Annotated in this window: 14 protein-coding genes; 7 read left to right on the top strand and 7 right to left on the bottom strand. The window is 45.5% G+C overall.

The window, feature by feature from the left end:
• Positions 1-48: 48 nt before the first annotated feature.
• Genes CK503_RS08135 through CK503_RS08125 form a run of 3 tightly spaced genes read right to left on the bottom strand, consistent with a single transcriptional unit; the run spans position 49 to position 2,647 of the window.
• Entirely contained in the window at positions 49-1,041 is a 993-nt protein-coding gene (locus CK503_RS08135; RefSeq protein WP_095606306.1) for a zinc-dependent alcohol dehydrogenase family protein, read from the bottom strand.
• 14 nt (positions 1,042-1,055) lie between these two features.
• A complete protein-coding gene (locus CK503_RS08130) occupies positions 1,056-1,490 on the bottom strand; it encodes a DoxX family protein (protein WP_095606305.1) in 435 nt (144 codons plus the stop codon).
• A gap of 14 nt (positions 1,491-1,504) precedes the next feature.
• Positions 1,505-2,647 (bottom strand): PQQ-dependent sugar dehydrogenase, encoded by a 1,143-nt coding sequence (locus CK503_RS08125; RefSeq protein WP_095606304.1) that lies wholly within the window; start codon positions 2,645-2,647, stop codon positions 1,505-1,507.
• Positions 2,648-3,069: 422 nt separating this feature from the next.
• On the opposite strand from CK503_RS08125, the gene CK503_RS08120 reads away from it, so the two are divergent.
• A complete protein-coding gene (locus CK503_RS08120) occupies positions 3,070-3,615 on the top strand; it encodes a fasciclin domain-containing protein (RefSeq protein WP_095606303.1) in 546 nt (181 codons plus the stop codon).
• Positions 3,616-3,822: 207 nt separating this feature from the next.
• Positions 3,823-4,359, top strand: a complete 537-nt coding sequence (locus CK503_RS08115; protein ID WP_095606302.1) for a fasciclin domain-containing protein — start codon at positions 3,823-3,825, stop codon at positions 4,357-4,359.
• 77 nt (positions 4,360-4,436) lie between these two features.
• On the opposite strand, the gene CK503_RS08110 is transcribed toward CK503_RS08115, so the two are convergent.
• The 4 genes from CK503_RS08110 to CK503_RS08095 form a co-directional block, all read right to left on the bottom strand.
• Positions 4,437-5,036: a DJ-1/PfpI family protein gene (locus tag CK503_RS08110; protein ID WP_095606301.1), complete on the bottom strand. Its 600-nt coding sequence runs from the start codon at positions 5,034-5,036 to the stop codon at positions 4,437-4,439.
• A gap of 114 nt (positions 5,037-5,150) precedes the next feature.
• On the bottom strand, positions 5,151-5,615 hold the full coding sequence (locus tag CK503_RS08105; RefSeq protein ID WP_217988372.1) for an NUDIX domain-containing protein: 465 nt from the start codon (positions 5,613-5,615) through the stop codon (positions 5,151-5,153).
• A gap of 23 nt (positions 5,616-5,638) precedes the next feature.
• Complete coding sequence (locus CK503_RS08100; protein ID WP_095606299.1) at positions 5,639-6,364, bottom strand: SDR family NAD(P)-dependent oxidoreductase; 726 nt, start codon at positions 6,362-6,364, stop codon at positions 5,639-5,641.
• Positions 6,361-7,305 (bottom strand): cobalamin-binding protein, encoded by a 945-nt coding sequence (locus CK503_RS08095; protein ID WP_095606298.1) that lies wholly within the window; start codon positions 7,303-7,305, stop codon positions 6,361-6,363. The genes CK503_RS08100 and CK503_RS08095 overlap by 4 nt, the downstream gene beginning before the upstream one ends.
• A 182-nt stretch (positions 7,306-7,487) precedes the next feature.
• Between CK503_RS08095 and CK503_RS08090 the strand changes: the two genes are divergently transcribed.
• The 5 genes from CK503_RS08090 (at position 7,488) to CK503_RS08070 (ending at position 15,529) form a co-directional block, all read left to right on the top strand.
• The gene (locus tag CK503_RS08090; RefSeq protein ID WP_095606297.1) at positions 7,488-7,901 is read left to right on the top strand and encodes a hypothetical protein; all 414 of its coding nucleotides are present in this window, start codon (positions 7,488-7,490) and stop codon (positions 7,899-7,901) included.
• 136 nt (positions 7,902-8,037) lie between these two features.
• Positions 8,038-11,826 carry an efflux RND transporter permease subunit gene (locus CK503_RS08085; protein WP_095606296.1) on the top strand — a complete coding sequence of 1,263 codons (3,789 nt, stop codon included), beginning with the start codon at positions 8,038-8,040 and terminating at the stop codon, positions 11,824-11,826.
• The gene (locus CK503_RS08080) at positions 11,826-13,160 is read left to right on the top strand and encodes a TolC family protein (RefSeq protein WP_095606295.1); all 1,335 of its coding nucleotides are present in this window, start codon (positions 11,826-11,828) and stop codon (positions 13,158-13,160) included. Before CK503_RS08085 ends, CK503_RS08080 begins: the two co-directional genes overlap by 1 nt.
• On the top strand, positions 13,153-14,976 hold the full coding sequence (locus tag CK503_RS08075; RefSeq protein ID WP_176466251.1) for an efflux RND transporter periplasmic adaptor subunit: 1,824 nt from the start codon (positions 13,153-13,155) through the stop codon (positions 14,974-14,976). The genes CK503_RS08080 and CK503_RS08075 overlap by 8 nt, the downstream gene beginning before the upstream one ends.
• 67 nt (positions 14,977-15,043) lie before the next feature.
• Positions 15,044-15,529, top strand: a complete 486-nt coding sequence (locus tag CK503_RS08070) for a DUF3347 domain-containing protein (RefSeq protein WP_141239903.1) — start codon at positions 15,044-15,046, stop codon at positions 15,527-15,529.
• Positions 15,530-15,545 lie beyond the last annotated feature (16 nt).

Here is a 15,545-nt window from a genome sequence, read left to right as displayed (position 1 = left end):
GATACTAATAATCGCACTTTATGTCATAACTTATCTGTGTGACTAAAGTTACCCTTTGCCAACAGTTAATACAGCTGATCCGTCAAAGTTACCGGCTCGTAAATCATCGAGTGCTTGGTTGGCCTCAGTAAGGGGATAGGTCGTAACTTGAGATTCAATGGGGACTTCAGGAGCCAGCTGCATGAACTTTGTGCCATCGCGACGAGTTAGATTGGCTACCGACTCGATGGATCGCTCTTGCCAAAGGTCGTTATAGGGAAAGCCCGGAATGTCACTCATGTGGATGCCCGCACAGACGACTTTCCCGCCTTTTTTAATGGATTTAAGCGCTTGTGGTACAAGCGGTCCAACGGGGGCAAAAATGATAGCGGCATCCAACTTTTGGGGTGGCAGGGTCTCAGATCCGCCGGCCCATGTTGCTCCTAAATTTTTGGCAAACTGTTGTCCTTTTTTATCACCCGGACGGGTAAAAGCGTATACTTCTTTATTTTGATGAAGGGCAACCTGGGTGAGGATATGGGCAGCTGAACCAAATCCATAAAAACCTAACCGCTTAGCATTGTTGGTTTTACGTAACGATCGATAGCCGATGAGACCCGCGCAGAGCAGGGGTGCAGCTTGTTCTTCCGGATAGTTTTCGGGAATGGGAAAACAAAATCGGGCATCAGCTACGGAATATTCGGCAAAGCCGCCATCGATATCGTAGCCGGTGAATCTGGCGTTGTCGCAGAGATTCTCTCGATTATTTTGACAGAACTCACATTCACCGCAGGTGTAGCCCAGCCATGGGACTCCCACTTTCTCACCTGCTTTAAATCCTGATACATGTTCACCCACTTCTTCTACTGTACCTACTATTTGATGTCCCAATACAAGCGGCAAGTTGGGATCTTCCAGTTCACCGTCAATAATGTGAAGATCGGTTCGGCAAACACCGCAGGTTTGTACTTTTAACAGTAGCTGGTTTTTATCAGGATTGGGCATTGGAATATCCCGGAGTTCCAGAGGTTCTCCAGCAGTATGTAAAACCATCGTTTTCATAAGGAAAAATACTTTTAGTAACGCCGATTGTTTCTTTTCTGGAGTTTACGGTCCAAGCTGAATTTACCGGGACCTATAAATAATAATCCGGTCATAACGATAGCAATTTCAATGCTGTGAGAATAGGCTGTGAATCCATCGCCGGCCCCAATGTGCTGAATGGTAGCTACCAGCATCACGATAAAAAGGAATATTACACTGGGTGTAAAAAACAGACCGAATAATAGAAATATGCCTCCAAAAAATTCGGTGACTCCGGCCATAAAACCAAAAAACATGGGTGCAAAATCGATTCCAAGAAACTGCATAGCCGATCCCACTTGGACCCAGGTATCAGGACCGCCAAACATCTTGGGATAGCCATGTAGAATAAACATGATACCCAGTCCAATTCGAATGATTAAAAGTCCAACATTACGATAGATACCTCGTTTTCGAAGTGGTGACATTTGATAATATTTATTTAACCGTTTTGATAACTAATGCGATAAATAACGCCGCTGTGGTCGTCAGAGATAAGTACTGATCCATCCGGCAGTTGTAACAAATCGACGGGTCGTCCCCATACCGATTCATTATCCTGAAGCCAACCTGTAATGAACGGTTCATACGAAGTGGTTTCACCGTCTTTAAGAGTAACCCTTGTTATACGATACCCGATTTTTTCCGTTCTGTTCCAACTTCCGTGTTCTGCAATTAAAATTTGGTTATGATATGCTTCCGGAAACATGTCTCCGGTGTAAAAAGTCATCCCCAGAGGTGCTACATGAGGATCCAAAGCCTGGGCCGGATCTCTGAATTCACGATCCATCGACTTTCCCTTCTCACCAAATTCGGGATCCCAAATATTGTGACCGTGCTTGTAGGGATAGCCGAAATGCTGTCCTTTTTCTGATAGATGATTTAGCTCGCAGGGGGGACGATTATCACCCAGCCAGTCACGGCCGTTATCAGTGAACCAGAGGTCGTCCGTTTTGGGATGCCAGTCGAAGCCTACCGAATTTCGAACGCCTTCAGCAATAATTTCCCGATCGGTTCCATTCGGGTTTATACGAGTGATACTGGCATAAATGTCATCATCCGGGTTACAAATATTGCAGGGAGCGCCTACAGGCACGTATAGTTTGCCATCGGGTCCAAAGTCAATAAATTTCCATCCGTGATGTCCGTCAGTAGGATAGTTGTCAGTAACTATATCAGGGGCGGACGGATTTTGCAGGTTCTCTTCAATATCATCAAAGCGGTAGATGGTACTGACAGCAGCCACATAAAGCGCACCGTTTCGATAGGCTATCCCGCTTGGCATGTTTAAATCTTCGGCAATAGTGTAAACACGATCAGCCTTATAATTTTTGTCCTTATCTACAATGGCATATACATTTCCTGCTTCACGGCTACCGGCATAAATGGTGCCGTTTGTTCCCATAGCAAGTTGACGGGCATTCGGTACGTTTTCCGCGAAAACTTGAACTGAAAATCCCTTCGGAAGCTCAAGTTTTTCGAGAATATTGTCTGTGCTGGGAGGTGTGGAAGTGCATCCCCAGAAAAAAGCGGTAATAAACAGAAGGAGACTGTGACGGGCAACTCGTATAAGTCTATTGACCATTCCTTTAAATTTTTGCAGCCAATATTTTAAATGCTATTTCCTAAATACTCCACCATTATACAATGCTTTTGCATTAATATCGAATGATAGAGCTGTTTTGTTGTATAGTAATTGCAAATATGAATGCAAGAATAAGAGAAAGCAGCGAAGGTAGTTAAATTATTGAAATAATTTGCGACTATTACGAGAGGGTATCCAAACAGAAATAATCTGTTTAGAACATTGATAATTGATGCAAGGATTAGGTGGAGAACTTTGTAATGGAATCTCCTTTGAGACTGACAGTAAAAATACGGTTTGTAATGTAATACAGGAATTGTGCAATTAACCGGTGGTTAAATGATATAATAACCATTGTCTACTGGATATTTGAACAGCTTACAATGGAATGAATAAAAATAATCAACGAATGGTTAAACATTATGAAAGCTTTAAAAATTGTACTGTTACTGGTAATATCACTTATGATGTTAGCATTTACTTTAAATCCTGAAAAAACTATATCAGATAAAGTAGCTGAGAAAGAAAATCTTTCAACGTTATTAACTGCTTTAGAAGCAGCTGATTTAGTTGACGTCTTTACGAGTGAAGGACCTTATACGGTTTTCGCTCCTACGAACAAGGCATTTGAAAATTTACCTGAAGGTAAACTTGAGGATCTGCTGAAAGCCGAGAATAAAGAAGAGCTTATCAAGATTCTCAAATATCATGTCTTTGCTGGGAAAATTCATGCAGGCGATATTGGGGAAGAAACCATGATTGAGACGTTAGAAGGAACTCAACTAAAACTCACGACTCAAAGCTCAGCAGGTGAATACATGGGGGATGAGGCTGGAGCGATGAATAAAGTTATGGTTAACAATGCGATTGTGACCGAAGCAGATATTATGGCATCAAATGGTGTGATCCATCTCATAGATGGTGTTGTTATGCCTGCAGATATGGAAGTACTGGGAGCGAAAAATTAACAATTTTTCCTAAAAGGAAGGATAGAAATATATTCGCATCCCCAAATAATGCCTTTTGTCAGAAGAAATAAAAAGGCCGGAGAAATCTAAGAAATCTCCGGCCCCAGTGAATGGTGATCAATCCAATAGCGTTAATCGATCACAATGCAAAACATTGAATAAGAATGTTTTGCAACTCACAATCCTAAATAAAAATAGAAGGTAAATATGAAGCTTTCAAGAACTTTAGCGTTAATGCTGGTAGCCGTTGTGTTAATGGCGTTTACGCAAAATTCCGCAACCGAGCAAAAGGTTGATCACCATAATAAAATTGTATCAATTGCGCAGGATACCGACCAGTTATCTACTTTAGTGACTGCTGTAAAATCAGCTGATTTAGTTGAAACGCTGAATGGGGAAGGCCCTTTCACGGTTTTTGCACCTACCAATCAGGCATTTAATAATTTGCCGGATGGTACGCTGGATATGCTGTTGAAAAAAGAAAACAAAGGGCAGCTGCAGAGTATTTTAACATACCATGTAGTTTCCGGGAAAATTATGGCTTCCGATCTTAAGGACGGGCAAATGGTAGAAACCGTTCAAGGGAATAAAATAAAGGTTTCGTTGTCTGACGGAGCGATGATAAATGGTGCCAAAGTAGTGAAGGCAGATGTTGAAGCATCAAATGGTGTAGTTCACATTATTGATGCAGTAGTTATGCCATCTGATAATGAGGAAAAAGAAGATATGGAGTCCGATTATTAATGACTTAATCGGTTAACTAATATTAAAGCGAGGAGCTATAAACTCCTCGCTTTTTTTATTGCTAAAAAAAGTACGTGTTAGGCTGTTGCTTTTTCTTGGTGAGTTATTTTAGTGCCAAGAACATCCAGAAAAGCGCTCAACCACTTTGGGTGTCCAGGCCAAGCGGGGGACGTAACAAGCTTACCATCAACAACAACTTCCGTTGCTTCTACATCCTTGTAATCGGCACCGGCAGCTTCCATCTCGGGTCCACATGCAGGATAGGCCGTTAAGGTTTTACCGTTTATTACGTCGGCTGCGGATAAAATCTGGAGTCCGTGACAAATAGCTGCAACGGGTTTATCCTCCTCAAAAAAGTGGCGAACCATATCTAATACTCCGTCTTCGCGACGAAGGTATTCTGGGGCGCGCCCACCGGCAACAACAAGTGCGTCATAATCAGCCGGATCAACCTTGTTGAAAGTAGCATTAAGTCCAAAGTTATGACCGGGTTTTTCGGTATACGTTTGATCCCCTTCAAAATCGTGGATCGCCGTTTTCACCGTGTCACCTTTCTCTTTGCCGGGACAAACGGCATGTACGGTATGACCCACCATCTGCAATGCCTGAAAAGGCACCATGATTTCATAATCTTCTCCAAAATCTCCCACAAGCATTAATAATTTTTTTCCTTCCATAGTAATCTCTTCAGTTTAAATGGTTAATTGTTGATATCTGTGAATAGCTGTTTTTATAACTATAAAGAAGAATGAAACGTTCTGTTAAAAGAGAATTGCAAAAGGATATAGCTATTAATTACGACTACAGTGATCAATAATGCGGGTTATAAATTTGCGCTGGGCAGGATTTATTTTCTTGCGCGCTTCGAATGGTCCAAAGTATTCGATCCGATCAATATCGGGAAAGACTTCTGATTTTCCAGAGTTGGGCGGCCACTCCATTTTAAATTCATTGGGGGCAAAAATAAAGTCATCGGGGATTTGATATTCTACGGCCCAGCAATGGACTGTTTCGCCACCTGTTTGTTTTACCGATTCCAAGTTGATGAAATCTCCTTCGGGAATAAAGTTAAGCTGTTTCTTGAATTCTCGTTTTGCTGCATCGAGCAGGTCTTTATTTTTTTCGACTTCTCCCTTGGGAATCGACCAGGCTCCTTCCTCTTTGTCCCACCAATAAGGCCCGCCGGGATGCGCCAGTAATATTTCTAAGCTGGGTTTACGGTTAAAAAGTAGTATTCCTGCGCTAATATGTGACACTTTTTCTAAGAATAGTTTAAAATTTACATTCGGTTCCACATCCAGTTGGGAATCATTTTTACAAACCATCCCACAAGTCGCCATCGTTTGGTGATATAAGCTTCATTCTTTTTGCTTTCGATGGCATTACCGATTTGTTGGGCCGCTTTTTCTGTTTCTTGTACCCAGAACAGGTCTTTTTTACCCTTGATCATTTCGGACTCTACAAAGCCGGGCAAAATAGTTGATACAGAAATATCTGCATCGGAGTGATTGGCCTTTTGCCGATATCCCTGCAAGTAGGTATTTACGAATGCCTTGGATGCATTGTAGGGGATGTTTAATCCCCAGCCAAACAGTGAAGCTACTGATGAGATGCCCACAATGTGACCGTGTCCCTGTTCTTCAAAAAGATTAAAGCTATAGCTTGCCAGGTTGGCAAAACCCCGAATGTTGACATCAATAACGTGCAGATCAGCTTGCCGTCCCACCGACTCTTTTTGGTAGTTCGAAACGCCGGCATTGAGCACAATGATATCGAGTCCGCCCATCTCTTTTTTAAGCTGATTGAGCTGGTCAATGGCATCATCAAGCTCCGCCACATCCATAAATTGCGTATGGATTCGGGTATCGAGTTGTTGCTTCAGCTCCTGCAGCCGTTCAAGCCGGCGACCCGTTGCACCAACCGTATATCCCCGGTTGTGCATTTCTATCGCCAGTGCTCGGCCGATGCCGGAGGTAGCTCCGATGATAGCTATTTTTTTCTTCATCCTAATGAATTTATCGTTTGGTGAAACTGGTGCGTAGCAAGATTAATCCATTCGGGATGTCTTTCGTCTCGGAATAGTGATGGGTGTATAATCTCTGCCAAAATACGGGCCGAATCTACAAGACGAGGCCCCGGACGATTGAAATAGTGATCGCCGTCAGCAATGAAAACCTGCTTGTTTTTTACGGCGCGGAGCTGTTTCCATCCATTGCGAGACGTGAGTGTCGAAATTTCTGAAAGGGTCTGCTCAATAGAATAGCCGCAGGGGATGATCGTGATAATATCGGGATTTAGTCGTTGTACTTTATCCCACGATATCTGCGGAGAATGAGTCCCAGCTTCAGCCGCAATCGGAATACCGCCCGCAATTTGCACCAGTTCGGGGATCCAATTGCCGGCCGTCATAAGCGGATCCATCCATTCTATGGAAAGTACTTTGGGTGGAGTGAGCTCACTTGTTTTTTGCTGGATGTCCTGCAATTTCGATTTCATGTGTTGTGTAAGTGCCTCGGCAGCCTTTTCGGCATCAATAGCCCCCGCGATGGTTCTGATCGATTGCACCCAGCTGGACAAATCAGTGGGAGAGACTGAAATAACTTTGACATTTGCTCCCAGTGTTGACTTTACGGCTTCTTGAACCTCATCAAACGAAGCCGCACAAACCTCGCAGTGATCTTGTGTCAAGATGATATCCGGATTCAAGGTTGTTAACTCTTCTTCATCCACTCGATATACCGAAAGTCCTTCCTGCAAAAGTGCCTTTACACGCTGATCGATTTCATAACTGCTGCCATCGGGATTGAATTTTGGTTCGGTGCAGGAGGGGAGCTCATCAATTCCATCAGGGTAATTGCATTCGTGTGACCGGCCGACAAGCTGATCGACTTTACCGAGTGTCGCGACGATTTCGGTAGTACTGGGTAACAGGGAAACTATGCGCATGCGAAGTTAAAGGGTTGAATAATATATGAATTGAGTGTCAAAAAACACGTAATGGAAAATGGAGTTTCAGCAATGCCAGAATGGTTTATGCCAACTGGGTATCAAAAAATATATAACTAATTGAACTATAATAAATAAATTGCCTATATTTATTTCGATTTTATAAGTATAAACTATACCGATTGAAAGCACTCACAAAGACATATCAGATTGCGGTAATTTTTACGCTGCTGCTATTTTCAGTCAACCTGATAGGTCCTGCCGGTGCGGCAGCAATTAGCTTGCATTGCGATATAGATACCGAAGTTCAGGGCATGTACGGTTGTTGTGAGGATTCTGAGATGGATCATCACAATAAGTCGGAAGTTACTGATGACTGTATGATATTGTCAATTTGTGAACAAACGGTGCAAAGCAGCCAATCTGATATTTCTGCCGTTATACAGCTTTCAAAACATGTTGTTGCTGTACCGATTGCTGATGCAATTGAAATTGTACCTGAACAAAATGATCGGCCTGATCTGTTTAGTGATAAATCTGCATCAACATTTGATACCCCGCCTCTTTTCCTGCTGAACAGTGTTTTTCTGAATTAGCGGTTAGTCCTTTCCTTGCAGCCTCAAATTGAGGCTCAACCATATGAGATGCATACAGGACAATTATATCTATTCCATATTTCGTACTGCATTTCTTTCGTCCTAATACTCATGACTCAATACTCAGGACTAACCAATGCTCGACAAAATAATACGTTTTTTTCTTGAAAATAAGCTCATAGCCGTACTCATGTTGGTCGGTTTTACGGCTTGGGGCATGGCCACTGCACCTTTCGGCTGGGAAATCGACTGGCTGCCCCAAGATCCCGTAGCTGTTGATGCCATCCCTGATCTGGGAGAAAATCAGCAGATTGTATACACCGAGTGGCCCGGACGATCGCCCGAAGATGTGGAGGATCAGATTACCTATCCGCTCACTACCCAACTGCTGAATGTGCCGGGGGTAAAATCGGTGCGCAGCAGTTCCATCCTCGGCATGTCGAGTATCTACGTCATTTTTGAGGAGGATATAGAGTTCTATTGGAGTCGATCGCGTATCCTCGAGAAATTAAACTCGCTACCGGCCGGAACGCTTCCCCGAGATGTCCAGCCTGCGCTTGGTCCTGATGCTACTGCACTGGGACAAATTTTCTGGTATACCCTCGAAGGACGTGATAGCGACGGGAATCCTGCGGGGGGATGGGATCTGCAGGAGCTGCGAACGTTGCAGGATTTTTATGTTGGATACGGACTTTCTTCGGCCAATGGGGTAGCAGAGGTAGCTTCTATTGGTGGGTACGTCAAAGAGTATCAGGTAGATGTCGATCCGCAGGCCATGCAGGTTTATAATGTGAATATGAACCAGGTGTACCGTGCGGTACAGAACAGTAATGCCGAGGTGGGAGCTCGTACCATGGAGCTCAATAACGTAGAGTACTTTGTGCGGGGACTTGGCTATGTGCAGGAGATTGCTGATCTGGAAGAGGCGGTTATCGCAACTAATGATAACGTCCCCATTCGTATTGGAGATATTGCTAAAGTAAGCATGGGCCCGGCTCTACGGCGCGGTATTCTCGACAAGGGGGGAGCCGAAGCAGTGGGCGGCGTAGTGGTAGCCCGCGACGGCGAAAACCCTATGAAAGTACTCAATAACGTTAAGGAAAAAATAGCTGAGCTTTCATCCGGGCTCCCTTCTAAAACGCTGGAGGACGGCACTGAGTCACAAGTTGAAATTGTACCCTTTTACGATCGATCCGAACTCATCCAGGAAACAATCGGTACCCTCGAGGAAGCGCTCAACCTCGAAATTCTGATCACTATTATTGTTGTGGTCGTTATGCTGATGAACCTGCGTAATTCTGTGCTCATCTCCGGGATGCTTCCGCTGGCGGTGCTGATGACCTTTATTGCCATGAAGATCGTCGGGGTGGATGCCAATATTGTTGCCCTGTCGGGTATCGCCATTGCCATTGGTACCATTGTGGATGTGGGGGTCATCCTCTCGGAGAACATGCTTCGACATATTGAGGAATCCAACAGGAATGAACCCCTGCTCGAAATCATTTTCCGTGCTACCAGCGAAGTAGCTTCCGCCGTTTTGACAGCCATCGCCACTACTATCGTTAGTTTTCTACCGGTTTTCACCATGATTGCCGCCGAAGGCAAACTCTTTCGTCCGCTGGCCTATACCAAAACCTTCGCGCTGGTGGCTTCGCTTATCATCGCCCTCACCCTGATTCCGCCTTTTGCCCATTGGCTGTTTTCCATCAACATACGCCGTCGCTGGATTAAACTCGGGTGGAATGGATTGCTGGTGGCCGTGGGAACGATCGTACTTTTTACGGGACCTGTCTGGGGCGGACTGGCACTGCTCGGCTTCGGGCTGATTAACGGGCTTCCGCTGCTGGTCGATCATCCCTATACTCAATATCAGTCGCTGATCAATAATAGCTTAATAGTTGGCATTGTGACGTATCTGCTGGCGCGCTATTGGTTGCCTTTGGGTCCTGCTACAGCGCTTTTCTGGAACCTGCTTTTTGTGGCGCTATTGCTGGTTTTGGTGCTTGGTTCATTCTATCTGGTCATAAAATATTACAGCCTTATTCTTGATTGGTTCCTGGATCATAAAGCGCTGTTTTTGTCGGTTCCCTCCGCACTAATGGTTCTTAGTGTGGTCATTTGGCTCGGATTTTCATCCGTTTTTGGATTCGTCGCCCGTGGCTTTGATACCATCGGCGTGGATATTGAATCCACTCGTTTATGGACCGGCGCCGAAGAGGCTTTCCCGGGACTTGGCGAAGAGTTTATGCCTCCATTGGATGAGGGCTCTTTTCTGCTGATGCCTACTACCATGCAGCATGTGGGCGTAGAACAATCCGAGGAGTATATGCAGAAAATCGACAAACGTGTAAGCTCTATTCCTGAAGTAGAAAATGTGGTGGGTAAGTTGGGACGTGCTGAAACCGCTCTTGATCCGGCTCCAACTTCCATGTTCGAAAATCTGATCACCTATAAGTCAGAATATAAAACAGATGATGACGGTCATCGCGTGCGCTATCGGGTGGATGAGGACGGAGAATTTGTTCGTGATAATAATGGTGAACTCATCCCGGATTCGGATGGACAATACTACCGGCAGTGGCGTGATGAGATTCAGAGTCCGGATGATATTTGGGAAGAAATTGTAGATGCTTCGCGGATGCCGGGACTCACTTCTGCACCCAAACTCCAGCCCATCGAAACGCGCCAGATTATGTTGCAGTCGGGCATGCGGGCTCCGATGGGCATTAAGGTGAAGGGGCAAAATTTGAAGAATATCGAAGAATTCGGGCTGAAGCTTGAAGAACATCTCCCTAATGTGGAAGGGGTGCAGCCTTCGTCGGTCTTTGCCGACCGCATTGTCGGCAAGCCCTACCTTGAACTCAATATTGACCGCGAGGAGCTGGCTCGTTACGGTATCCCAATGCAGGAAGTTCAACGGTATATCGAAGTGGCGCTTGGCGGTATTTCGTTAACTCAAACAGTAGAAGATCGGGAGCGGTACAGCGTTCGGGTGCGTTATGCTCGGGAACTTCGCGACAGTCCCGAAGATCTGGAAAATATGCTTGTGCCTACTTCAGATGGGGCACAGATTCCACTGGGACAATTGGCGGAGATCACTTATCGGCAGGGACCGCAAATGATTAAAGCTGAGGATACATTTTTAGTGGGATACGTCATTTTTGATAAGCAGGACGGATTTGCCGAGGTAGAGGTGGTCGAGAATGCCCAGCAACATCTGCAGCAGCAAATCGATGAAGGTAATTTGGATGTTCCCCAAGGCATCAGCTATGAATTTGCCGGCAGTTATGAGAACCAGGTGCGGGCCGAAGAACGGCTTTCTATTATCCTGCCGATAGCCTTACTGGTGATTTTTCTCATTATGTATTTCCAGTTTCAGTCGGTTCCTACCACCGGCATGATTTTCAGCAGTATCTTTGTAGCCTGGGCGGGTGGGTTTTTACTTATCTGGCTCTATGGACAGCCTTGGTTTATGAATTTCGATCTATTTGGTCAATCGATGCGCGAGCTGTTCCAGATGGGTACGGTGAATCTGAGTATTGCCGTGTGGGTAGGATTCATTGCCCTGTTCGGAATTGCCGCCGACGGGGCCGTGGTGATGGCGACCTATCTCGACCAGCTTTTTGAACGCAATAGACCGACTACTTTACAGCAAATTCGTGCCACGGTAATACGGGCGGGACAGCGCCGAATTCGTCCTACACTCATGACCACGGCCACCACGATTCTGGCGCTTATTCCTGTGTTGACGTCTACCGGACGCGGAGCCGAAATTATGATTCCGATGGCTATTCCCAGCGTGGGGGGCATGTTGCTGCAGGTCGTAACCTTGTTTGTAGTTCCGGTGCTCTACGCCATCTACAAAGAATGGCAGCTTAAACGGCGAACCGGTACATGGCACCAACAAAAATTATCAACTAACTAATGATGAATATAGAAAATACTTTTTTACGATGTTTGAATGCGCGGGTTTGCATCATTGTGCTGCTTATTTTAACAGTACCGTATGTAGTTAAGTCACAGGATGCATCCCAGCCAAATACCGATCTCCAACTTGAAGACTACTTGAGTTTGGCGGTTGAGGAAAATCCGGAGCTCCGATCAGCTTATAATGATTACCTGGCTTCAATGGAGAGCATCCGGCAGGCCGGAGCATTGCCCGATCCGGAAGTCAGCTTTGGCTACTTTATTAGTCCGATCGAAACACGGCTGGGTCCGCAAAATGCGCGATTTTCAGTCGGACAGACGTTTCCCTGGTTTGGAACGCTGGGCGCCCGAAAGGCAGTAAGAAGCAGTGAGTCGGATGCCAAATTTCGGATATTCCAACAGCAAGCCAATAAACTTTTTTACGAAATAAAGTCTATTTGGTACGATCTGTTTGTGATGCAGCGGCGTATCACTATTGTAGAGGAACACATCAACATTCTCGAGACGCTGGAAGAGCTTGCGATACAAAATTATGAGGATGGTAATACCGGTCAGGCCGATGTACTCCAGGCTCAAATTGAGTTAGATGATGCCCGCGTTAAGCTGGAAAATCTATTAGAGGATCATGAAGTGCTGAAGCAAAATTTTGCAGAATTATTAAATACTGATTCGGTAGATATGTCTGACCGCATGACTGTTTCGGCAGAACCGCTGCCGAATAGCAAAGAAGCATTAAAGGCAATGGTATTCGAAAATAATCCCCAATTGGATCAGCTTGAGGCACAACAACAGGCTTCGAGAGAAGCCATACGAGTAGCTAAACTGGACGGGCGGCCCAAGTTCGGGCTGGGTATGGACTATATCCTAACTGGTCAAAGTGATATGGACATTGTTGACAGTGGACGAGATGCGATGATGGTGCGGGCCACCGTTAAGATTCCGCTTTATCGCGGTAAATATCGGGCACAAAAAACGCAGGCTGAACTACAAAGTCGGTCGGTGCAACATCAGCAGGTATCCCGTAAAAACAAGCTGCAAACCCGGTTCGAAGAAAGCCTTAGGGATTACAAAAATGCCGAGCGGGATCTGAAAAATTATACTGATCAACAGATCGAACGTACTCGTCAGGCAATCGATGTGCTTACCGAAGATTACGCCAGCGCCGATACTGATTTCGAAGAAATTCTGAGGCTGCAGCGCCGACTGTTGAACTACCAGGAGGGTCAGGCCGAAGCTATTGGCCGGCAAAATACAGCTGTCGCACGCATCGAAATGCTGACCGGTACCCACAATTTGAACGAAAATGAATTAACAAATGAAAACGATGAATAAGCGAACTCTAAGCACCTATATAGCTATACTGGTTGGTGGAATTTTTATTGGTTGGCTGTTTTTTAGCGGATCCGGAGAACCATCCGATATTAACGAGCATGTGCAGGAACAGCATACCGATGAAGAGGGCAATATTGTTTATACCTGCAGCATGCATCCGAATGTTCGAGAGGATGAGCCGGGAAACTGTCCCATTTGCGGAATGGAACTTATTCCAGTTGATAACGTGGATGAAAATGATTCCGAAGAAGATCCATACGCCTTAACGATGACTGCCACCGCCATGAAATTGGCAGAAGTACAGACTACCGAAGTCAGGTCCGAACCGGCTATAAAAGAATCGCGCATGCCAGGCAAAGTAACAGTGGATGAGCGACGTACCGCAGTTATACCGGCCCATTTCCCCGGTCGAATCGAGAAACTCTATCTTGATTTTACCGGGGCCCACGTGGAGCAGGGTGACCCCATTGCTTCGGTCTATGCGCCGGAGCTGGTATCTGCCCAGAAAGAATTGCTGGAAGCCTACGAAAGACGCGAGTCCAATCCCCGTCTGTATCGTGCTGCTCGGCAAAAGTTGATTAACTGGGAGATCTCGGAAACTGTCATTGACAATATTATCGAGGATGGTGAACCTCGGCGTAATTTTGATATTCATTCACATCGCAGCGGATATGTGACCACGCGACATGTCTCGGTGGGGGATCATATTCATTTTGCTGAGCCCATATTTGAGGTTGCCGATCTTTCTTCGGTCTGGGTAGAATTCGAAGCCTATGAAAACGATCTCAGTGGTCTGGCCGAAGGTGACTCCGTATCGTTTACCGTGCGCTCGCATCCCGGTGAAACGTACAGCGGACAAATCACCTACATCGATCCCATACTGGAAGACCGGCTTCGCACGGCCACAGTTCGGGCCGAGGCCGAAAATGCAAATGGCGACCTAAAACCCAATATGCTGGCCAAAGGTACCGTTTCCTCATCGGTTGCTGGTGGTAAAGCCCAATTACAAGTACCTGCCTCGGCGGTGATGTGGACTGGTGAACGGTCGTTGGTATACGTAGAGAATTCCAATAGCGAGCGGACCTCTTTCAGTGCACGTCAGGTACTGCTTGGTCAGCGGGTGGGCAACTTCTACATCATAAAAGAAGGATTGGAAGAAGGCGAACGGGTGGTTGTGCACGGTAACTTTATGATCGACAGTGCGGCACAACTGGCTGATAAGCTTAGCATGATGAATCCTGAGCCCGGTACTGGTGCCAATACCGGTGGACATGATCACGGAAGTATGGGCGAAGAGTCATCCGATAAAGGAGATTATAGCGAGCACACTGATATGAGATCAGAAATTAGCGGGGCAGAATCGGAAGCACCTCAAGAATTTCGCGATCAGCTGAAATCAGCCATCGAAGTGTATCTGGAGCTGAAGAATGCGCTGGTTGAAGACGATGCGGAATTGGCATCTAAATCTGCCCAAAATCTACTCGAGGAGTTGGAGAATATGGATATGACGCTTCTTGATCAAGAACAGCACAATCGTTGGATGGAACTGAAGGAAACCTTGAACGGAGAGTCGGAAAATATCGTCGAAGCCCAAGATATTGATGATCAGCGGGAGGCGTTCTTTCCGCTTTCCGAATCTCTCATAGAAAGCGTGCGCGAATTTGGTGTGGATGGCGTGCTGTACTACCAATATTGTCCGATGGCCAATGATAATGACGGTGCCTATTGGCTAAGCGAGGAGGAAGAAATCCGAAATCCCTATCAGGGTGAGGATATGCTCGGCTGCGGAGAAACTATTGAAGAAATTGAATTTTAGAAATCATTAAGAATAAACTAACGCAAAGAACTATGTATTACCTAAAAACTATTTTACTTACCTTTTTTTGCTGATAACAACTGTGACCGCCTATGGACAGAAACATCAGCATAACGATCACCTTTTCGAGATGTTGGAACACTATATGGAAGTCAAAGATGCGCTGACCGAGGATGATGAGTCCGAAGCGCGGGAACACCTCAAAAATTTGTCCGAAGAAGCTAAAAATAATGAGGAGATGAAAAGCCACGAAGATCACGCAGAAATGCATGCCGAGCATCATGGACAGATGCTGGAGGCGCTCGGTAATGCCCAAAGTGCTGATAATATTGATGATTTCCGGTCGGCATTCGCTGATATTTCGAAACATTTGGCAAAAGCGGTTGAAAATCAGGATTATGAAGGAGGTGAAGAACTGCACTTACAGTACTGCCCGATGGCCAATAATAACGATGGTGCCCACTGGCTGAGCCGGAATGAAGAAATTATCAATCCGTATATGGGAGAAAAGATGCCCAGTTGCGGTGTGCAAAAGGAACATGTTGATTACTAATCTGATATCGATGAAT

The organism is Fodinibius salipaludis (assembly GCF_002287075.1).
GTDB classification, from domain to species: Bacteria; Bacteroidota; Rhodothermia; order Balneolales; family Balneolaceae; genus Fodinibius; species Fodinibius salipaludis.
This window is presented reverse-complemented; position numbering and strand designations above follow the sequence as displayed.